The sequence below is a fragment of the Pseudomonas sp. T8 genome (assembly GCF_024610635.1).
Classification (GTDB): Bacteria; Pseudomonadota; Gammaproteobacteria; order Pseudomonadales; family Pseudomonadaceae; genus Aquipseudomonas; species Aquipseudomonas chlororaphis_I.
In genome coordinates this window covers 2,275,259-2,295,908 of the sequence record NZ_CP102374.1, presented here as the reverse complement: position 1 = coordinate 2,295,908, position 20,650 = coordinate 2,275,259, and the positions used below count along the sequence as shown (strand labels likewise).

Below are 20,650 nucleotides of genomic sequence, written 5' to 3'. Positions count from 1 at the left end.
CTTAACTTAGCCTGCTAACAATGCAACTATTTGTACCTCCAAAGGCCCGGTGAAGACGTCTCGTCTTCATAAGAGAGCCCATTAGCCTGAGTCGATCTGCTCCTGCAAGTCGTTGTACTCAACGGCAGATTGCTCGACCCCATAAACGGAAAATATGCGGGCGTGCCCATGATTACTCTGAAACTCAACGGTCAAGATCATCAACTGGATGTCACCGAGGACATGCCGCTGCTCTGGGCTATCCGCGACGTGGCGGGCTACAACGGTACCAAGTTCGGTTGCGGCATGGGCCTGTGCGGCGCGTGCACCATCCATATCGACGGCTCCCCGGCGCGCAGTTGCATCACGCCGATCGGTTCGGTGGTCGGGCAGAACGTCAGCACCATCGACAACCTGCACAGCGACCCGGTCGGCAAAGTCGTACAGCAGGCCTGGCTGGACAGCGCAGTGGCCCAGTGCGGCTACTGCCAGGGCGGGCAGATCATGTCGGCCACCGCCTTGCTCAAGGTCAACCCCAACCCCAGCGACGAACAGATCGAAGCCGCCATGGTCGGCAACATCTGCCGTTGCGGCACTTACAACCGGATCAAGACCGCGATCCGCCAGGCGTCCAGCCACCTGAAGGAGGCCAAGGCATGAGCCAGCTGCCGAATGATTTTGCCTTGAGCAACCTCAGCCGCCGCGGTTTTCTCAAGGGCGTTGGCGCCACCGGTGCGCTGGTGCTGGCGGCCAGTTGGGGTTGGCAGGATGCCTTTGCCGAAGAGAAGAAATTCGGTGCCGATGGTATGCCCCATGGCTGGGTCGATGACCCCAAGGTGTACGTGAGCATCGCCGCCGATGGCAGCGTGACCGTGCTCTGCAACCGTTCGGAAATGGGCCAGGGCGTGCGTACCAGCCTGAGCATGGTGGTCGCCGACGAACTGGAGGCCGACTGGGCGCTGGTGAAGGTCAAGCAGGCACCGGGCGACGAGGCGCTGTTCGGTAACCAGGACACCGACGGTTCGCGCAGCATGCGCCATTGGTACGAGCCGATGCGGCGCTGCGGCGCGGCCGCCCGGACCATGCTTGAACAAGCGGCGGCCGAGCAGTGGAAAGTCCCGCTGGCCGAGTGCCGGGCGCAGTTGCATAAAGTGATCCACCAGCCGAGCGGCCGTGAACTGGGCTACGGCGCCCTGGCCGCCGCGGCGAGCGCCCTGGCGGTGCCGGCCCGTGACAGTCTGCGCTTGAAGCAGCCGGGCGAATTCCGTTACATCGGCAAGGAGGGCACCCGCGCCATCGACGGTGCGGACATCGTCAACGGCCAGGCGGTCTACGGCGCCGATGTGCATTTCGACGGCATGCTCTTCGCCACGGTTGCGCGCCCACGGGTCTATGGCGGCAAGGTCAAATCCTTCGATGGCAGCGCGGCGCTGAAGGTCCCGGGGGTGATCAAGGTGCTGCAGATCGACAGCCGTCCGCTGCCGTCCGAGTTCCAGCCGCTGGGGGGCGTGGCGGTGATCGCCAGCAACACCTGGGCGGCGATCAAGGGCCGCGAGGCGCTGAAGATCGAATGGGACGATGGCGTCAACGCCGGCTACGACTCGATTGCCTACCGCAAGGAGCTGGAGGCCGCGGCGCTCAAGCCGGGCAAGGTGGTGCGCAGCACCGGCAATATCGATGAAGCCATGAGCGGCGCCGACAGCAGCCTGGAAGCCTCCTACTACCTGCCGCACCTGGCGCAGGCGCCGATGGAGCCGATGGTCGCCGTGGCGCGCTTCAAGGACGGCCAGTGCGAAGCCTGGGCGCCGAGCCAGGCGCCACAGGTGACCCGCGAACGTATCGCCGAGCGCCTGGGTATTCCCTTCGACAAGGTGACGGTCAACATCACCCTGCTCGGCGGTGGCTTCGGGCGTAAATCCAAACCCGACTTCATCCTCGAGGCGGCGATCCTCGCCAAGGAAGTGCCGGGCAAGGCCGTGCGGGTGCAATGGACCCGCGAAGACGACATTCATAACTCCTACTTTCACACCGTGTCGGCGGAATACCTCAAGGCCAGCCTGAACAAGGACGGCATGCCGTCCGGCTGGTTGCACCGCACCGTGGCGCCGAGCATCACTGCGCTGTTCGCCCCGGGCATGAACCATGAGGCCGCCTTCGAGCTGGGCATGGGCTTTACCAACCTGGCCTATGCGATTCCCAACGTGCGCCTGGAAAACCCCGAGGCCGCCGCGCATACCCGGGTTGGCTGGTATCGCTCGGTGTCGAACATCCCCCACGGTTTCGCCATCCAGAGCTTTGTCGACGAACTGGCCCACAAGGCCGGTCAGGACCCGTTGAAGTACCAGCTCAAGCTGCTGGGGCCGGATCGCCGGATCGATCCACGGACCTTGAGCGAAGAATGGAACTACGGTGAGTCGCCGGAGCGTTACCCGATCGACACCGCCCGCATGCGCGGCGTGCTGGAGACCGCGGCCAAGGCGGCGGGCTGGGGACGCAGCCTGCCCAAGGGCCGTGGCCTGGGGCTGGCGGTGCACTACAGCTTCGTCACCTATGTGGCGGCGGTGATCGAGGTCGAGGTCAAGGATGATGGCACCCTGATCGTGCACAAGGCCGATATCGCCGTGGACTGCGGTCCGCAGATCAACCCTGAGCGTATCCGCTCGCAATTCGAGGGCGCCTGTGTGATGGGCCTGGGCAATGCGGTGGTGGGCGAGATCAGCTTCAAGGACGGCAAGGTCCAGCAGGACAACTTCCATATGTATGAAGTGGCGCGCATGTCCCTGGCGCCGAAGGAGGTTGCCGTGCACCTGGTGACGCCGCCGGGCGATGTGCCGTTGGGCGGTGTCGGTGAGCCGGGCGTGCCGCCGATCGCGCCGGCCCTGTGCAATGCGATCTTTGCCGCCACCGGCAAGCGCATCCGCAACCTACCCGTGCGTTACCAGCTGCAAGGCTGGCAACAAGCGGGTAAGGCCTGATGGACAGCGTTGATCTGAATGTCCTGCGCAGCGTGCTGGAATGGCGCCGCGCGGGGCAGCGCGTGACCTTGTACAGCGTGGTCCAGACCTGGGGCAGCGCGCCGCGGCCACCGGGCGCCATGCTGGCCTTGCGCGAAGACGGCATGGTGATCGGCTCGGTCTCGGGTGGTTGTATCGAGGACGACCTGATCGCCCGTTTGCACGATGGCCGCCTGCCTCAGGACGGGCCGCCGGTCCAGCTGGTGACCTATGGCGTGACCCGCGAGGAGGCCGCGCGTTTTGGCCTGCCTTGCGGCGGCACCCTGCGCCTGACCGAGGAGCGGGTTGGCGATCCGGCCTGGGTCGCCGAACTGCTGGCGCGTTGCGAGGCGCATGAGATTGTTGCCCGGGAGTTGAACCTGAGCAGCGGCGAAGTGCTGCTGAAGCCGGCCAGCAAGACCGACGTGCTGAGCTTCGATGACACGACCCTGCGGGCGATCTATGGCCCGCGCTGGCGGCTGTTGCTGATCGGCGCCGGGCAGTTGTCGCGGTATGTGGCGGAAATGGCGCGGCTGCTGGACTTCGAAGTGCTGATCTGCGATCCGCGCAAGGAGTTCGTCTACGGCTGGGAAGAGCAGCATGGGCGTTTTGTGGCGGGGATGCCGGACGATGCGGTGCTGAGCATCGAGACCGACGAGCGTACCGCCATTGTCGCGTTGACCCATGACCCGAGGCTGGATGACATGGCGCTGCTGACCGCGCTCAATTCCCGGGCGTTTTACGTCGGGGCGCTGGGTTCTCGGGTCAACAGTCAGAAGCGTCGGGAGAACCTAGCCCAGCTGGGGCTGGAGCCGCAGGCCATCGAACGCTTGCACGGGCCTATCGGCCTGCATATCGGCAGCCATACGCCGGCGGAGATTGCCTTGTCGGTGATGTCGGAGATCGTCGCCATCAAGAACGGCATCGACCTGTTGCAGAAAAAGCCGTCTCAAGTCACTGCGCAGGTGAGCGCTTGAGTCAGTCGCTGTGCGCGGTGGTCCTGGCCGCAGGGCAGGGCAGCCGTTATCGGCAGGCGGCAGGGGCCGGGCAGGACAAGTTGCTGGCTCCATGCCAGGGGCGGGACAGGGTGGTCAGGCCGGTAATCGAACAGGTCTTGAAGAACTTGCCCGCGTTGTTGGCTCGTAGGGTGTTGGTGACAACACCGGATCGCCGCGAAGTCATTACCCTGGCTGAAGCCTATGGCTGCCAGGTGGTGCTTCTGGATTCGCCGGGCATGGGCGATAGCCTCGCGGCCGCCGTCGGAGCCTGTACCGATGCCAGTGGCTGGCTGGTGCTGCTGGGGGACATGCCCTTTATCCTGCCGTCGAGTATCGAAAGTGTGGCGCGGGGGCTGGGCGAGCGAATGATCAGGGTACCTGTGCATGACGGTGCCTATGGTCATCCGGTGGCTTTTGGCGCGGCCTTTGGGCAGGCGTTGCAGGGCTTGTCCGGGGATCGAGGCGCCAGGCCATTGTTTGCCGCGGGGCAGGTTGTCGAGGTAGAGCTGGCGGATGCAGGCGTGTTGTGGGACGTGGATGTGCCGCAGGCGTTGGTTTTTACCGGTTGAGATCGTTGTGTTCGCTCTCGCAGCGGGCGTGATGATCAAAGAATCGCAGGCATAAAAAAGGTTCTTCACGGAATTCCGGGAAACACAGAAACAAGAACGCCGATTTGATTGATGATGTTCGTGCGAGCAAACACATCTAAAAAACCGGCGTTCTTATGCACGATATTAATACTTTCCTTCCTTTTTGGGAGGGCTTTTCTGTCGTCACGATCAAGCCTGATGGCGATGCCCTACAGATCGATCTGACGCCCCACACCACCCGACTCCCTTCCTGTGGTGGATGCCAAAAGCCCTGTTCAACCACTCACGAGTATTGCGAGCGAGTCGTTCGTGATTTGCCCATTCTCGGCCGTGCAGTGCGCCTCAGCGTTTTGCTCAGACGTGTTGGCTGTCGTGACTGCGGCAAACGCATGGAGACTGTCAGTTGGCTGGATCGCTATGCCCGTATGACGCGCCGCTTGGCCGATGCGGTGATTCAAGCCTGCGAGCGCCTTCCCACGTTACACGTGGCTCAACTGTTTGGGTTGCATTGGGACACCGTTCGGCTGCTAGAGCGTCGCGCCCTGCAAACGGCATTGAGCGATCTGCCGAAGGCGCAACCACGGCGTCTGGTGATGGACGAGTTCGCTCTGTTCAAGGGCCATCGTTACGCCAGTGTGGTGCTGGATGCGGATACACGACGAGTGCTGTGGATCGGCGAAGGCCGCAGCCGTGCGGCGGTCAGGCCGTTCTTCGAAGAGTTGGGACCAGAGGGTTGCGCCCGAATCGAAGCGGTGGCGATGGACATGAACACCGCTTTTGACCTGGAGGTTCGCCGGCACTGCCCCAAAGCGCGCGTGGTCTACGACCTCTTCCATGTGGTGGCCAAATATGGCCGAGAGGTGATTGATCGGGTCCGCGTTGACGAGGCTAATCGGCTACGCCACGACAAGCCTGCTCGTAAGGTCATCAAGCAAGCGCGATGGCTACTGCTACGCAATCCACAGAATCTGAAAACGCCGGAACAACAGGTTCACTTGCAGGATTTGCTGGCGGCCAACCAAGCGTTGATGACGGTCTACTTGATGAAGGCTGAACTCAAAACGCTCTGGACGCCGAATACCGCTTGGAGCTGGAGATCGGCCTGGAAGCAATGGTTGCGCCATGCTCATGAAAGCGAAATACCGGCACTGATCCAGTTCGCCAAACGGCTAAAGAGTTACTGGCGGGGCATCGTCAGCCGCGTTCGCTGGCCGATGCACACCGGTCAGCTGGAAGGAATAAACAATCGCATAAAGGTCATCAAACGAATGGCGTACGGTTACCGGGATAGCGAATTCTTTTTCATGAAGATCAAGAGCGTCTTTCCCGGTATTCCGTGAAGAACCATAAAAAAGCCCCGCCTGGGTGACCAGGCGGGGCTTTTTATCGGGCTAGGAATCAGACGAGAGGTTTAGGCTCGTGCTCTTCTTCCAGGGCCTTTGGCTTGTGCTCTACCACTTCTTCGACGGAGCGCGGGGCTTCGTCGGCAGCAGGGGCAGGTTGCTCGATGGCCGGTTCGGCAGCAGGAGCAGCCTCGACCACCTCGGCAACCACCGGCGCAGGCTCGGCAGCCACTACGGCTTCTACCGGAGCTTCAGCGGCGGCAGCGGCAGCCAGTTCGGCCTCCTTCTGCAGACGCTCGGCTTCGCGCTTGCGACGACGCACTTCACGTGGGTCGTTTGGTGCGCGACCGGTGCTGGTCAGGGCGCTGACCGGAGCGGTCTCGACAACCGGCGCAGCCACTTCGGCGGCAGGTGCTTCAACCGGTGCTGCCGGTGCGGCAACCACAGGCTCGGCAACTACAGGCTCGGCAACTACAGGCTCAGCAGCCACGACTTCTGCGACTGGCGCAGGCGCTTCGGCAACGATCGCCTCGGCGGCACGCTCGAAGGTACGAGGCGCTTCCTGGGCTGGCTCTGCCGCTGGTGCTTGTGCGACTGGCGCTTCGATCACTGGCTCGGCAACCACTGCGGGTTGTTCTGCAACAACAGCAGGTTGCGCGGTCTGTTCTTCACGCTGTTCTTCACGGGCCTGGGCGACTTCAACAGCAGGTGCTGCTGGAATCCCTACCGCAGTGGTGGCCTCGACGACCGGTGCTTCGACGGTCGGTGCGGCTTCCTGGACGGCAGCGGTGGCACGTTCGGCCTGCTCGTGAGCCTGGGCTTCGGCCGGGGCGCTGATCACGGTGCTGGCAACGGCGGCGGTTACCGCCAGGCCTGCGGCCAGATCGGCGCTGCTTGGCTCTTCGCTGTTCTCTTCCGAACCTTCGATCACATTGCCGTTGGCGTCACGCTGGCGCTCACGACGGTTGCTGCGACGACGCTGGCCACGGGAGCGGCGGCGTGGACGATCGCCTTCGGCGTTCTCCTGGCCGTCTTCCTGCAGTTGCTCTTCGTTCGGCAGCAGCTCTTCTTCAGCGACGGCAGCGGCCTGTTCGGCACGTGGTTGACGCTCTTCACGCGGTGGACGCGGTTGACGCTCTTCGCGTGGCTGGCGAGCCGGACGCTCTTCAGCGGTAGCGGCAGGAGCGGCGTCCAGCGGTTCGCGCAGTTCACGCACACGCTCTTCACGCTCGCCACGTGGCTTGCGGTCTTCGCGTGGTGGGCGTGGTTGACGCTCTTCCCGTGGCGGACGCGGCGCGCGCTCTTCGCGAGCGGTGGCCTGGACTTCCTCGCGAGCCTCGCGGACTTCACGTGGCTGACGCTCTTCGCGGGCTTCGCGCGGTGCGCGCTCTTCACGAGGGGCGCGTTCTTCGCGTGGCTTGCGTTCTTCGTCGCGGCGACCGTTACGGTTGCGGCTCTGCTGGCGACCGTTGCGGCGTTCTTCGTTGCGCGCAGGACGTTCGGTGGCCGGTTTTTCAACCACGACCGGAGCGGCTGGCTCTTCCTTGGTGGCGAACAGGCTGACCAGGGACTTCACCAGGCCCTTGAACAGGCTTGGCTCGGCAACGGCGGCCGGGGCGGCAACAGGAGCGGCGGCAACTTCGGTTGGAACCGGTGCGTTGGCGCGGGCTGGAGCAGTCTTGACGGCGGCTTCCTGGCGAACCAGGGTGCGGGTCGCGGCGGCTGGCTGGACTTCTTCGGCTTCGGCAGCGGCAGCGGCGATTTCGTAGCTGGACTGGTTGATGCTGGCTTCCGGGCTGTCATCGCGCAGACGCTGGACTTCGAAGTGCGGCGTTTCGAGATGGTCGTTCGGCAGAATGACGATACGAGCACGGGTGCGCAGTTCGATCTTGGTGATCGAATTGCGTTTTTCGTTGAGCAGGAAGGCCGCGACCGGAATCGGCACTTGGGCGCGAACTTCGGCGGTGCGGTCTTTCAGGGCTTCTTCTTCGATCAGGCGCAGGATCGCCAGCGACAGCGATTCGACGTCGCGGATGATGCCGGTGCCGTTGCAGCGTGGGCAGACGATGCCGCTGCTTTCGCCGAGGGATGGGCGCAGGCGCTGACGGGACATCTCCAGCAGGCCGAAGCGCGAGATGCGACCGACCTGGACGCGGGCGCGGTCGGCTTCCAGGCATTCGCGGACTTTCTCTTCCACGGCGCGCTGGTTCTTGGCCGGGGTCATGTCGATGAAGTCGATGACGATCAGGCCGCCGATGTCACGCAGGCGCAGTTGGCGAGCGATTTCTTCCGCTGCTTCCAGGTTGGTCTGCAGGGCGGTTTCCTCGATGTCGCTGCCTTTGGTGGCACGGGCCGAGTTGATGTCGATGGACACCAGGGCTTCGGTCGGATCGATGACGATGGAGCCACCGGAAGGCAGTTCGACGACGCGCTGGAAGGCGGTTTCGATCTGGCTTTCGATCTGGAAACGGTTGAACAGCGGGACGCTGTCTTCGTACAGCTTGATCTTGCTGGCGTACTGCGGCATCACCTGGCGGATGAAGGTCAGGGCTTCGTCCTGGGCTTCAACGCTGTCGATCAGCACTTCGCCGATGTCCTGGCGCAGGTAGTCGCGGATGGCGCGGATGATCACGTTGCTTTCCTGGTAGATCAGGAAAGGCGCTGCGCGGTCCAGCGAGGCTTCTTTGATGGCGGTCCAGAGTTGCAGCAGGTAGTCGAGGTCCCACTGCATTTCTTCGCTGCTGCGGCCCAGGCCGGCAGTGCGCACGATCAGACCCATGTCGGCAGGGGCTACCAGGCCGTTCAGGGCTTCGCGCAGTTCATTGCGCTCTTCGCCTTCGATGCGACGGGAGATGCCGCCGGCACGCGGGTTGTTCGGCATCAGCACCAGGTAACGACCGGCCAGGCTGATGAAGGTGGTCAGGGCTGCGCCCTTGTTGCCACGTTCTTCTTTTTCGACCTGAACGATGACTTCCTGGCCTTCGCTCAGGACGTCCTTGATATTGACGCGGCCTTCGGGGGCTTTCTTGAAGTATTCGCGGGAGATTTCTTTGAGGGGCAGGAAGCCGTGGCGCTCAGAGCCGAAATCGACAAAGGCAGCCTCGAGGCTTGGTTCGATGCGAGTGATACGGCCTTTATAGATGTTGGCCTTCTTCTGCTCGCGTGCACCGGATTCGATGTCCAGGTCGTAGAGGCGTTGGCCATCTACCAGTGCAACACGCAACTCTTCGGGTTGAGTTGCGTTAATCAGCATTCTTTTCATGTAGTACCGTCGGTTTCCGGGCTGCCGGAAACGGCGTTCGGCACACACGACTTCTCACGGTCGGTGTCAGGTGCGTCAGGAGCGGTTGGCCGCTCCAGTGTCTAGCGAAATCCGGCCAGTTGGGGCGAACTCGCGACTCACGCGTCCTGCTTGCTGGGGTGACAAAAGGCACCTCTTAAGCAAAAGCTCAATCAGGAGGAGGAATCAACCGGCGACTGTGGACGAGATGAAGCGTCTTGATAAAGCCTAATGCTACACAGTCCGACGGTTGTGCATCTCCACCCTACACGTATCCCTGATAATTCGGGTGCTGCCGCGCGCAGAATCCGCAGCGGGTTGGCATTTACCGTGAGCTCCGAAAGGGGAGCTCACGCATCATGGCTAATTTAGGCGGTGTTTCCGAAGCGCTCGCTCGGGTTCGTTCGTAGCTGACTGCACTTTGTGAACTGGCCGTGAATATTTGCTCGAAAGGCGAGTGGGAACTCTGCTTTTCGGCGTGCTTCAGGCCTCATGTCACCTGCGCTTGTTACAACTGCAAAACTCCACCGTTCGTAGCGAAAGCCCCGTAGGACGGCCTCGCATCCTGGTGAATTGCGTTGGTCAGGGCCGGCTGTTGGCCGTTGGTCCGCTGTCCAGGCCGCTTTTGGCGGCGTTCGCGACTATAGCAGTAATCATTAAGTGCTTCAATTCCATAAAAAATTGTTATCATTTGCGCCATGACGACTACTGCCCCCTCGACCCCAGGCGTTCAACTGCTTGAGGTCTCGCCGGAATATGCCGGCCAACGAATCGACAATTTCCTCCTCGCTCGGCTCAAAGGCGTGCCCAAGACCTTGATTTACCGCATTTTGCGCAAAGGCGAAGTGCGAGTGAACAAGGGTCGGATCAAGCCCGAATACAAGCTGCAGGCCGGCGATATCGTGCGCGTGCCGCCGGTGCGCGTGCCTGAGCGCGACGAACCTGTGCCGGTGGCGCAGGGGCTGTTGCAGCGCCTGGAGGCTTCGATTGTCTATGAAGACAAGGCCCTGATCGTGATCAACAAGCCCGCCGGCATCGCCGTGCATGGCGGCAGCGGTCTGAATTTCGGGGTGATCGAAGCCTTTCGTCAGTTGCGCCCGGACGCCAAGGAACTGGAACTGGTTCACCGCCTCGACCGCGATACTTCCGGTCTGCTGATGATCGCCAAGAAGCGCAGCATGCTGCGCCATCTGCATGAAGCCTTGCGCGGCGATGGTGTCGACAAGCGCTACATGGCGCTGGTGCGTGGGAACTGGGCGACCTCGATCAAGCAGGTCCGTGCGCCATTGCTCAAGAGCAACCTGCGTTCCGGCGAGCGTATGGTCGAAGTGAACGAGGAGGGCAAGGAGGCCTTGACCGTGTTCAAGGTGCTGCGCCGCTTCGGTGACTTCGCCACCATGGTCGAAGCCAAACCGGTAACCGGCCGTACTCACCAGATCCGTGTGCATACCCTGCATGCCGGGCATTGCATTGCTGGCGACAGCAAGTACGGCGACGACGATTTCACCAAGGAAATTCGTGACCTGGGCGGTAAGCGCCTGTTTCTGCATGCCTACATGCTGACCGTGCCGCTGCCCGATGGCGGCGAGCTGAAATTGCAGGCACCGGTGGATGAAATGTGGGCCAAGACCGTGGAGCGCCTGAGTGCACCCTGATTACAAGCTGCTGATCTTTGACTGGGACGGCACCCTCGCCGACTCCATTGGTCGGATAGTCGAGGCGATGCATGTGGCCTCCGATCGCTCGGGATTTGCCCGGTGCGACGATTTTGCGGTCAAGGGCATCATCGGCCTGGGGTTGCCGGAGGCGATCCGCACGCTGTATCCACACATCAGCGATGCCGAGCTGGTGGATTTCCGCCAGCACTATGCCGATCACTACATTGCTCTGGAGGCCGAGCCTTCTCCGTTGTTTGCCGGGGTAGTGCAGTCTCTCGAAGCTTTCCGGCGCGAGGGATATCATCTGGCGGTAGCGACCGGTAAAGCGCGTCGTGGCCTGGACCGGGTGTTGAAGGCCCATGGCTGGGAAGATTATTTCGACATCACTCGCGCTGCCGACGAAACCGCGAGCAAGCCTCATCCGCTGATGCTCGAGCAGATCCTGGCGCATTGCGAGGTGCGCCCCGAGCAAGCGTTGATGGTCGGGGATTCCTCCTTCGACCTGCTGATGGCGCGTAACGCGGGCATGGCATCGGTTGCGGTCAGTTATGGCGCGCAATCGCTGGCAGCCTTGCAGGCTTATGAGCCGCGCCTGTCTATCGATAGTTTTCCTCAATTGCATGCCTGGCTCAGCCAGCGGGGCAATTGAGCCTTTTGGGGTAAAGAAGCATGAGCGACGAATGGAAAGCGCCGAGCAAATCGGCTGCCGACAGTGCTGACGACAAGAGCTGGAAGCTGCTGGAAAAGACCCTGCTGGCCGGTGTGCAGGAGCAGCGGCGCTCACGGCGCTGGGGGATTTTCTTCAAGCTCCTGACCTTTGTTTATCTGCTTGTGGCCCTGGCGCTGTTTACGCCGTTGATGGATATGGAAAAAACCGCCACCCGCGGGGCCGGTTACACGGCATTGATCGAGGTGACGGGTGTGATCGCGGACAAGGAATCGGCGAGCGCCGACAACATCGTGACCGGCTTGCGTGCCGCTTTCGAGGATTCGAAGGTCAAGGGCATTGTGCTGCGTATCAACAGCCCTGGCGGCAGTCCGGTGCAGTCGGGTTATGTCTATGACGAAATCCGTCGTCTGCGCGGCCTGCATCCGGATATCAAGGTCTATGCGGTTATTTCCGATCTGGGGGCTTCCGGCGCCTACTACATTGCCAGTGCTGCCGATCAGATCTACGCGGACAAGGCGAGTCTGGTAGGTTCTATCGGTGTCACGGCAGCCGGTTATGGTTTCGTCGGCACCATGGAGAAGCTGGGGGTGGAGCGTCGTACCTACACCTCGGGTGAGCACAAGTCGTTCCTGGACCCGTTCCAGCCGCAGAAGCCCGAGGAAACCCAGTTCTGGCAGGGCGTGCTGGATACCACTCATCGCCAGTTCATCGCCAGCGTCAAGCAGGGGCGTGGCGAGCGTCTCAAGGACAAGGAGCATCCGGAGCTGTTCTCCGGTCTGGTCTGGTCCGGCGAGCAGGCGCTGCAGTTGGGCTTGATCGATGGTCTGGGCAGTGCCAGCTCGGTTGCCCGGGATGTGGTCGGCGAGAAGGAGTTGGTGGACTTCACCGTTCAGGAGTCGCCTTTCGATCGCTTCTCGAGAAAGCTGGGTGCCAGTGTTGCCGAGCATCTGGCCATGTGGATGGGGTTTCAGGGGCCAACGCTGCGCTGAATGCGCTGCTTTCAAAAAAAGCCGGCCTTGTGGCCGGCTTTTTTATGGGTGGTCGGTCAGGGGATTTCCACGCCTTCGGCGAACAGCATGTCTACCAGGCGGATCAGTGGCAGGCCGATCAGGCTGCTGGCGTCGCTGCCCTCGGTGCTGCGGAACAGGCTGATGCCCAGGCCCTCGGCCTTGAAACTGCCGGCGCAGTCATAAGGCTGTTCCGCGTGCAGGTAGCGCTCGATGCGGGCGGGGTTCAAGTCGCGCATGTGCACGGTGAAGGGTACGCAGTCGACCTGGCAATGGCCGCTCTTGCTGTTGAGCAGGGCCAGGCCGGTGAGAAAGGTCACGCTGGCGCCGCTGGCAGCGAGCAACTGTTCGCGCGCCTTTTCGAAAGTGTGGGGCTTGCCGATAATGCGCTCGCCGAGCACCGCGACCTGGTCCGAGCCAATGATCAGGTGTCCTGGGTGAGTGGCGGCCAGCGCTCGGGCTTTCTCTTCGGCGAGACGCTTGACCAGCTCGGTGGCGGATTCCGCGGGACGGTGGCTTTCATCGATATCCGGTGAGCAGCAGGTGAATGGCAGGCGCAGGCGGGTGAGCAATTCGCGGCGGTAGGCCGAGCTTGAGGCAAGTAATAAAGGCAGCATGCGCATCTCCTGAGGCTGGCCGCGAATTCTAGCGGGGCTTGCAAGTGACGGACAGGGCTGAATTTCCTTTGACATGGCCGGGGGCATCCCTATAATGCTGCGCCTATGTTGAATGACCCGATTCCACCTCACGTTGACCCGCGCAAATTGGCTGACCGTGGCACCACCCTCCAAGGTGAACTGCTGCTGGCTGATTTGGAGAGACTCTGCGACCCGCTTTCCGACAATGTCGGTACGGTGCAGGCTAAATTCGTTTTCGAGCGTGACGAACGTAAAGCTGTAGTTATCCACAGCTCCATCGACGTCGAAGTCAAAATGGTTTGCCAGCGTTGTCTTGAGCTGGTCACCCTGCCGATCCATAGCGAGTGCAGTTATGCTGTGGTGAAGGAGGGTGCGAATACCCAGTCGTTGCCGAAAGGTTATGACGTGCTGGAACTGGGCGAAGATCCTTTGGATCTGCAGGCTTTGATCGAGGAGGAGCTTTTGCTCGCCTTGCCCATCGTGCCTGCTCATCATCCGGAAGAATGCCAGCAGCCGGCGGGTCTCGATGAGCCCGAACCGAGCGAGGACGAGGTAACGCGGTCCAACCCGTTCAGTGTATTGGCGCAGTTAAAGCGTGACCCAAACGTTTAGGAGTTAATCAATTATGGCTGTTCAGCAGAACAAAAAATCCCGCTCTGCCCGTGACATGCGTCGTTCGCACGACGCTCTCGAGGCTAGCACCCTGTCCGTAGAAAAGACCACTGGTGAAGTTCACCTGCGTCACCACGTATCGCCAGAAGGCGTATACCGTGGTCGTAAAGTGATCGACAAGGGCGCTGACGAGTAATCCTTGTCCGCTCAAGTCATCGCGATTGACGCAATGGGCGGGGACTTCGGTCCCCGCAGCATTGTTCAGGCCAGCCTTGCTTGCCTGTCTGCCACCCCCTCGTTGCACCTGGCCCTCATCGGCCAACCTTTCCTTCTAGAAGAACTGATTTCCGGTCATTCGGCTGTGGATCGCGCGCGCCTGACGGTTGTGCCCGCCGCAGAAGTCATTGGCATGGATGAAAAGCCTTCCCAGGCTCTGCGTGGCAAGCCGGATTCCTCCATGCGGGTGGCGCTCGAGCTGCTGCGCGATGGCAAGGTCCAGGCCTGTGTCAGTGCCGGCAATACCGGAGCGCTGATGGCGTTGTCGCGCTATGTGCTGAAAACCCTTCCGGGCATCGATCGTCCGGCGATGGTGGCGGCCATTCCGACCCAGCGCGGTTATTGTCAGCTGCTGGATCTGGGTGCCAATGTCGATTGCAGTGCCGAGCACCTGTTCCAGTTCGCTGTCATGGGATCGGTGGCGGCCGAGACATTGGGGGTCGTTCGTCCGCGAGTGGCATTGCTCAACATCGGTACCGAAGACATCAAGGGCAATCAGCAGGTCAAGCTGGCGGCGAGCCTGTTGCAGAATGCCAGGGGGCTGAATTACATCGGTTTTGTCGAGGGTGACGGCTTGTATCGCGGCGAGGCGGATGTGGTGGTATGCGACGGTTTTGTCGGCAATATCCTGCTCAAGTCCAGCGAGGGGTTGGCGACCATGATTGCTGCGCGTATCGAATCGCTGTTCAAGCAAAACGCGGTTTCCCGTGTGGTCGGCGCCCTGGCGTTGCCGCTGATGCGGCGCCTGCAGGCCGATCTGGCGCCGGCGCGGCATAATGGTGCGAGCTTTCTCGGCTTGCAGGGAATAGTCGTGAAAAGCCACGGTTCGGCAGGGGTTCAAGGCTTCCAGAGTGCGATTCAACGGGCATTGATTGAGATCCAGGAAAACCTCCCGGAGCGCCTGCACGGCCGGCTCGAAGATCTGTTGCTTTAGGCGTTTGCACTCGGAAATGCTTAAATGTGACCGCTCAGTTCAATTGGCCATCCAACTCTCAGTTTCTTGCGTCCACCACGGTGCGGCGTCAATTCTCCGACGACAAGATCATTAGGGGCTTGTTACATGTCTGCATCCCTCGCATTCGTCTTTCCAGGACAGGGCTCGCAGTCCCTCGGCATGTTGGCCGAGTTGGGCGCGCAGTACCCGTTGATCCTCGAAACCTTCAAAGAAGCTTCCGATGCTCTGGGCTACGATCTCTGGGCCTTGACCCAAGAGGGTCCCGAAGAGCTGCTCAATCAAACCGATAAAACCCAACCGGCCATCCTGACAGCCTCCATCGCCCTGTGGCGTCTGTGGCTGGCGGAAGGCGGTGCGCGCCCGGCATTCGTCGCCGGCCACAGCCTGGGTGAATACAGCGCACTGGTTGCCGCTGGCAGTCTGACTCTGGGCGAGGCCGTGAAGCTGGTAGAGCGTCGCGGTCAATTGATGCAGGAAGCCGTTCCTGCGGGGCAGGGTGGCATGGCGGCGATTCTCGGCCTGGAAGATGCCGATGTGCTGGCCGCTTGTGCCGAAGCCGCACAAGGTGAAGTGGTCAGCGCGGTCAACTTCAACTCCCCGGGCCAGGTAGTGATCGCCGGTGCCAAGGCCGCTGTCGAGCGCGCCATCGAGGGTTGCAAGGCGCGTGGCGCCAAGCGCGCCATGCCATTGCCGGTCAGCGTGCCATCGCACTGCGAGCTGATGCGTCCGGCCGCCGAGCGCTTCGCCGAGTCGATTGCCGCCATCAACTGGCAGGCACCACAGATTCCATTGGTACAGAACGTCAGCGCCGATGTGGCGCCGGATCTCGAAACCCTCAAGCGCGACCTGCTGGAACAGCTGTACAAGCCGGTGCGTTGGGTGGAGTCGGTGCAGACTCTGGCGGCCAAGGGCGCTACCCAATTGGTCGAGTGCGGTCCGGGCAAGGTCCTGGCGGGTCTCAACAAGCGCTGCGCCGAAGGCGTATCGACCTCTAACCTGAACACCCCAGATGCCTTCGCTGCCGCTCGCGCAGTGTTGGTCTGAATTAGGAGAAGCCTGCATGAGTCTGCAAGGTAAAGTTGCATTGGTTACCGGCGCCAGCCGCGGTATTGGCCAGGCCATCGCCCTTGAACTGGGTCGCCTGGGCGCGATCGTTGTGGGTACCGCAACTTCCGCTTCGGGTGCCGAGGGCATTGCTGCCACCTTGAAGGAAAACGGCATTCAAGGCACCGGCCTTGAGCTCAACGTCACCAGCGACGAGTCCGTTGCTGCCGTACTGGCCAGCATTCAGGAGCAGTTCGGCGCGCCGGCGATCCTGGTGAACAACGCCGGTATTACCCGTGACAACCTGATGATGCGCATGAAAGACGACGAGTGGTACGACGTGATCGATACCAACCTGAACAGTCTGTATCGCCTGTCCAAGGGCGTTCTGCGCGGCATGACCAAGGCTCGCTGGGGTCGAATCATCAGTATTGGTTCGGTGGTGGGTGCCATGGGCAACGCTGGCCAAGTAAACTACGCCACCGCCAAGGCCGGTCTGGAAGGTTTCAGCCGTGCTCTGGCGCGTGAGGTTGGCTCGCGGTCGATTACCGTGAACTCGGTGACCCCGGGTTTCATCGATACCGACATGACCCGCGATTTGCCTGAAGCGCAGCGTGAAGCGCTGCAAACCCAAATTCCGCTGGGTCGTCTGGGGCAGGCTCAAGAGATCGCGCAAGTGGTCGCTTTTCTTGCATCCGACGGTGCGGCATACGTGACCGGGGCTACAATCCCGGTGAACGGCGGGATGTACATGTGAGTTAAATGTGACGGATTGCTTCAAAAAAATGTCATACGAGCTGTCTAAAATCCGTTATAAAGCTGCAATCAATTTATAGGGCAGGTGGCCAAAGGGTTTGAGGAGTGAAGCTTTCAGTTGAAAAGCTGAAAAGCCTTTCTATACACTTACCCACTGGCCAGCTGCCTGAATTTGTCCATTAGGAGTGAAAACAAGGTATGAGCACCATCGAAGAGCGCGTCAAGAAAATCGTTGCTGAGCAACTGGGCGTTAAGGAAGAAGAAGTTGTTAACACCGCTTCCTTCGTTGAAGACCTGGGTGCCGACTCCCTTGACACCGTTGAGCTGGTGATGGCTCTGGAAGAGGAATTCGAGACCGAAATCCCTGACGAAGAAGCTGAAAAGATCACTACCGTTCAAGCAGCTATCGACTACGTTACCAGCCACCAGGCTTAATCGTATTTAGTCGTCTTTTGCTGTCATGGAAAAACCGCACTGCCGTCACGGCGTGCGGTTTTTTCTTTAGGCCTGATGCAAAGTGTCGTCATTAGAAAAAAGGAGAGTGCTGTGTCGCGTAGACGCGTCGTAGTCACCGGTATGGGTATGTTGTCGCCACTGGGTACGGATGTTCCGAGCAGCTGGCAGGGCATTCTGGCTGGCCGCAGTGGCATTGGTCTGATCGAACACACCGACCTTTCTGCCTATTCCACCCGTTTTGGCGGCTCGGTAAAAGGCTTCAATGTCGAGGAGTACCTGTCGGTCAAAGAGGCCCGCAAGCTCGACCTGTTCATTCAATACGGCTTGGCGGCCGGTTTTCAGGCAGTGCGTAATGCCGGCCTGGAAGTGACCGATGCCAACCGTGAGCGAATCGGCGTTGCCATGGGTTCGGGTATTGGCGGTTTGACCAATATCGAAGAAACCAGCCGCACGCTGCATGAATCTGGCCCGCGTCGAATTTCTCCGTTCTTCGTGCCTGGCTCGATCATCAATATGATTTCCGGATTCCTGTCCATCCATCTGGGTGCCCAGGGGCCGAACTACGCCATTTCCACGGCCTGTACCACGGGAACCCACTGCATTGGCATGGCGGCCCGCAACATTGCCTTTGGCGAAGCCGACGTGATGATCGCCGGTGGCGCTGAAATGGCCGCCTGCGGCCTGGGCATGGGCGGCTTTGGCGCATCCCGCGCGCTGTCGACCCGTAACGACGAGCCGACCCGTGCCAGCCGTCCTTGGGACAAAGGCCGTGATGGCTTCGTGCTGTCCGACGGTGCCGGCGCGCTGGTGCTCGAAGAACTGGAGCACGCCAAGGCCCGTGGCGCGACCATCTATGCCGAACTGATCGGTTTTGGCATGAGCGGCGACGCCTACCACATGACTTCGCCACCCGCCGATGGCGCCGGTGCGGCGCGCTGTATCGCCAATGCGCTGCGTGACGCCAAGCTGAACGTCGAGCAGGTGCAGTACATCAACGCCCACGGTACCTCGACCCCTGCCGGTGACCTGGCGGAAGCCGAGGCGATCAAGAGCGTGTTCGGCGATCACGCCTACAAACTGGCCATCAGCTCCACCAAGTCCATGACCGGCCACCTGCTGGGTGCGGCGGGCGCGATCGAGGCCATCTTCAGCGTGCTGGCGATCAACAGCCAGGCAGCGCCGCCGACCATCAACCTCGATGAGCCGGACGAAGGTTGCGACCTGGATTTCGTGCCGCACACCGCACGCAACATGGACATCGACGTGGTGTTGTCCAACTCCTTCGGGTTTGGTGGTACCAACGGCTCCCTGGTGTTCCGCCGGTTCGCCGGCTGATGGACAGCTGGGTCGACGGTCAGCCGGCTGACGTTCTGTCGCTCAAGGACCGCGGCCTGGCTTATGGCGATGGTCTGTTCGAGACCATCGCGGTGAAGGCGGGCCAGCCCTTGTTGCTGGAGCGACACCTGCTGCGCCTGGCCGAGGGCTGTTCGCGTCTGGCCATCGCTGCCGATCAAGCCTTGATCCGCAGCGAACTCACGGCCTACGCCTCGCTGCTGGGGGAGGGCGTGCTCAAGCTGATCCTCACCCGTGGCGATAGCCTGCGCGGTTATGCCGCCGACCCGCGAGCGCAGCCGCGGCGAATCCTCCAAGGCAATGCGCCAGCGGCTTACCCGGCAGAGCATGCCGAGCTGGGGATTCGACTGTTCCCTTGCACCACCCGTTTGTCCGAGCAGCCCCTGCTCGCCGGCCTCAAGCACCTCAACCGACTGGAGCAGGTTCTCGCCCGTTCCGAGTGGCAGGACAGCGAGCATGCCGAAGGCTTGATGCTCGATGTTTCCGGACGGGTGATCGAGGGGGTGTTCAGCAATCTGTTCCTGGTGCGCGACGGTGCCTTGTTCACGGCCGATTTGAGCCGTTGCGGGGTCGCCGGAGTGATGCGCGCTGAAATATTGTTTCAGGCCGCGTCGTTGGGGATCCCCACGGAAATCGCCGACATCAGTCTCGAACAGTTGCAACAGGCCGACGAAGTCTTTGTCTGCAACAGCGTTTATGGCATTTGGCCGGTGCTTGCCTGTGGCGCGCTGCGCTGGTCGGCCGGACCGCTCACCCGTAAACTGCAACGCATTGCCCGCACGCTACTGGATGCCTGATTTGTGAGACGTAAACTATTGCTTCTGCTGGAGACCGGACTGGTTCTGGCAGGTCTGGCGCTGGGCGCCTCGGCCTGGAAGTTGAATTCGGCGCTGGAGCAGCCTCTCAACCTGACCCAAGAGCAATTGCTCGACGTGCCGGCCGGTTCGACGCCTGGCGGTACCTTCAACCGTATGGAAGCCAATGGCGTTCTCAAGGACGCGTTCTGGCTGCGCCTGTACTGGCGCTTCAATATGGAAGGGCAGCCGCTGCACAGCGGCGAATACCGCATGACTCCTGGGATGACCGCGCAAGGCCTGATCGGGGTCTGGCAGCGCGGTGAAGTGGTGCAGTACAGCCTGACCCTGGTGGAGGGCTGGACCTTCCGCCAGGTGCGTGCCGCGCTGGCCAGGCATGACAAGCTCGAGCAGACCCTGAATGGGTTGAGTGACAGCGAAGTCATGGAAAAGCTCGGCCACGGCGGCGTTTTCCCCGAGGGCCGGTTCTTTCCCGATACCTACCGTTTCGTGCGCGGGATGACCGATGCCGAGCTGTTGGAAAAGGCCTACAACCGCCTGGACGAGGTGCTGGCCAAGGAATGGAACAAGCGCTCGGCCGATGTGCCTTACACCGAGCCTTATCAGGCGCTGATCATGGCCTCGCTGGTGGAGAAGGAAACCGGCGTGCCCCAGGAGCGTGGACAGATTGCCGGGGTATTCGTGCGCCGCATGCAGGTTGGCATGTTGCTGCAAACCGATCCGACGGTGATCTATGGTCTGGGCGAGCGTTACAACGGTAAGTTGACCCGCGCTCTGCTGAAGGAAGCGACCCCTTACAATACCTACGTGATCAGTGGCTTGCCGCCGACCCCGATCGCCATGGTTGGCCGCGAGGCGATCCATGCCGCGCTCAACCCGGTGCCGGGCAGCAGTCTGTATTTCGTGGCGCGTGGCGATGGCAGTCACGTGTTCTCCGATGATCTGGATGCGCACAACAATGCCGTGCGCGAGTTCCAGCTCAAGCGTCGCGCCGATTATCGTTCCAGCCCGGCACCGACGGGCAGCCCGGCAGCTTCCGAGACTCCGGAGTCGACTCCGGCGCCGTCGCCCGATACGGCGCCCGAGGCGGTTCCGCAGGTGGCGCCTCAAGAGCCTCCTCAAGAGCCCTCTCAGGAGGCTCCCCAGGTGAGCCCGGAAGCATCGCCGCAAGCACCGGTCGAAACTCCCGTCGAGCCCGAGCCGAAAAGCCCGCAATGACTTTGATTA

19 protein-coding genes are annotated in these 20,650 nt (G+C 61.5%); 17 read left to right on the top strand and 2 right to left on the bottom strand.

Features of this window, described 5'->3' with window-relative positions:
* Positions 1-168 precede the first annotated feature (168 nt).
* The 5 genes from NRG23_RS10220 to NRG23_RS10200 all read left to right on the top strand — a co-directional run bounded on the left by NRG23_RS10220 (position 169) and on the right by NRG23_RS10200 (position 5,900).
* Positions 169-639 (top strand): (2Fe-2S)-binding protein, encoded by a 471-nt coding sequence (locus NRG23_RS10220; RefSeq protein WP_009047823.1) that lies wholly within the window; start codon positions 169-171, stop codon positions 637-639.
* Positions 636-2,954 carry a xanthine dehydrogenase family protein molybdopterin-binding subunit gene (locus NRG23_RS10215; RefSeq protein ID WP_257374593.1) on the top strand — a complete coding sequence of 773 codons (2,319 nt, stop codon included), beginning with the start codon at positions 636-638 and terminating at the stop codon, positions 2,952-2,954. Before NRG23_RS10220 ends, NRG23_RS10215 begins: the two co-directional genes overlap by 4 nt.
* Positions 2,954-3,949: an XdhC family protein gene (locus tag NRG23_RS10210; RefSeq protein ID WP_016702175.1), complete on the top strand. Its 996-nt coding sequence runs from the start codon at positions 2,954-2,956 to the stop codon at positions 3,947-3,949. The genes NRG23_RS10215 and NRG23_RS10210 overlap by 1 nt, the downstream gene beginning before the upstream one ends.
* Entirely contained in the window at positions 3,946-4,539 is a 594-nt protein-coding gene (locus NRG23_RS10205) for an NTP transferase domain-containing protein (protein ID WP_257374592.1), read from the top strand. Before NRG23_RS10210 ends, NRG23_RS10205 begins: the two co-directional genes overlap by 4 nt.
* 155 nt (positions 4,540-4,694) lie before the next feature.
* The gene (locus NRG23_RS10200) at positions 4,695-5,900 is read left to right on the top strand and encodes an ISL3 family transposase (protein ID WP_038575043.1); all 1,206 of its coding nucleotides are present in this window, start codon (positions 4,695-4,697) and stop codon (positions 5,898-5,900) included.
* 58 nt (positions 5,901-5,958) lie between these two features.
* Here NRG23_RS10200 and rne read toward each other — a convergent pair whose 3' ends face one another.
* Positions 5,959-9,165, bottom strand: a complete 3,207-nt coding sequence (rne, locus tag NRG23_RS10195; RefSeq protein ID WP_124339771.1) for a ribonuclease E — start codon at positions 9,163-9,165, stop codon at positions 5,959-5,961.
* A 716-nt stretch (positions 9,166-9,881) separates the two neighbouring features.
* Here rne and rluC point away from each other — a divergent pair.
* The 3 genes from rluC to sppA are packed head-to-tail and all read left to right on the top strand — an operon-like array spanning position 9,882 to position 12,500.
* Entirely contained in the window at positions 9,882-10,838 is a 957-nt protein-coding gene (rluC, locus tag NRG23_RS10190; protein WP_007928042.1) for a 23S rRNA pseudouridine(955/2504/2580) synthase RluC, read from the top strand.
* Positions 10,828-11,490: an HAD-IA family hydrolase gene (locus tag NRG23_RS10185; protein WP_009047829.1), complete on the top strand. Its 663-nt coding sequence runs from the start codon at positions 10,828-10,830 to the stop codon at positions 11,488-11,490. Before rluC ends, NRG23_RS10185 begins: the two co-directional genes overlap by 11 nt.
* 20 nt (positions 11,491-11,510) lie before the next feature.
* Positions 11,511-12,500 carry a signal peptide peptidase SppA gene (sppA, locus tag NRG23_RS10180; protein WP_009047830.1) on the top strand — a complete coding sequence of 330 codons (990 nt, stop codon included), beginning with the start codon at positions 11,511-11,513 and terminating at the stop codon, positions 12,498-12,500.
* A gap of 56 nt (positions 12,501-12,556) precedes the next feature.
* Here the strand turns inward: sppA and NRG23_RS10175 are convergent, their stop codons facing one another.
* Positions 12,557-13,135, bottom strand: coding sequence for a nucleoside triphosphate pyrophosphatase (locus tag NRG23_RS10175; protein ID WP_257374591.1), 579 nt, complete (start codon positions 13,133-13,135; stop codon positions 12,557-12,559).
* A 105-nt stretch (positions 13,136-13,240) separates the two neighbouring features.
* On the opposite strand from NRG23_RS10175, the gene NRG23_RS10170 reads away from it, so the two are divergent.
* The 9 genes from NRG23_RS10170 to mltG all read left to right on the top strand — a co-directional run bounded on the left by NRG23_RS10170 (position 13,241) and on the right by mltG (position 20,641).
* Positions 13,241-13,768, top strand: coding sequence for a YceD family protein (locus NRG23_RS10170; protein WP_009047832.1), 528 nt, complete (start codon positions 13,241-13,243; stop codon positions 13,766-13,768).
* Between the two features lie 13 nt (positions 13,769-13,781).
* Complete coding sequence (rpmF, locus tag NRG23_RS10165; RefSeq protein WP_003179396.1) at positions 13,782-13,964, top strand: 50S ribosomal protein L32; 183 nt, start codon at positions 13,782-13,784, stop codon at positions 13,962-13,964.
* Positions 13,965-13,967: 3 nt separating this feature from the next.
* The gene (gene plsX / locus NRG23_RS10160; RefSeq protein ID WP_257374590.1) at positions 13,968-14,978 is read left to right on the top strand and encodes a phosphate acyltransferase PlsX; all 1,011 of its coding nucleotides are present in this window, start codon (positions 13,968-13,970) and stop codon (positions 14,976-14,978) included.
* 126 nt (positions 14,979-15,104) lie between these two features.
* Complete coding sequence (gene fabD / locus NRG23_RS10155) at positions 15,105-16,043, top strand: ACP S-malonyltransferase (protein WP_257374589.1); 939 nt, start codon at positions 15,105-15,107, stop codon at positions 16,041-16,043.
* A gap of 16 nt (positions 16,044-16,059) precedes the next feature.
* Positions 16,060-16,800: a 3-oxoacyl-ACP reductase FabG gene (fabG, locus tag NRG23_RS10150; protein WP_009047835.1), complete on the top strand. Its 741-nt coding sequence runs from the start codon at positions 16,060-16,062 to the stop codon at positions 16,798-16,800.
* A 197-nt stretch (positions 16,801-16,997) separates the two neighbouring features.
* A complete protein-coding gene (gene acpP, locus NRG23_RS10145; RefSeq protein ID WP_003175607.1) occupies positions 16,998-17,234 on the top strand; it encodes an acyl carrier protein in 237 nt (78 codons plus the stop codon).
* A 111-nt stretch (positions 17,235-17,345) separates the two neighbouring features.
* Positions 17,346-18,590 carry a beta-ketoacyl-ACP synthase II gene (gene fabF, locus NRG23_RS10140; protein ID WP_009047836.1) on the top strand — a complete coding sequence of 415 codons (1,245 nt, stop codon included), beginning with the start codon at positions 17,346-17,348 and terminating at the stop codon, positions 18,588-18,590.
* Positions 18,590-19,405, top strand: a complete 816-nt coding sequence (gene pabC, locus NRG23_RS10135; protein WP_038631123.1) for an aminodeoxychorismate lyase — start codon at positions 18,590-18,592, stop codon at positions 19,403-19,405. The genes fabF and pabC overlap by 1 nt, the downstream gene beginning before the upstream one ends.
* Positions 19,406-19,408: 3 nt before the next feature.
* Entirely contained in the window at positions 19,409-20,641 is a 1,233-nt protein-coding gene (gene mltG, locus NRG23_RS10130) for an endolytic transglycosylase MltG (protein ID WP_009047838.1), read from the top strand.
* Positions 20,642-20,650 lie beyond the last annotated feature (9 nt).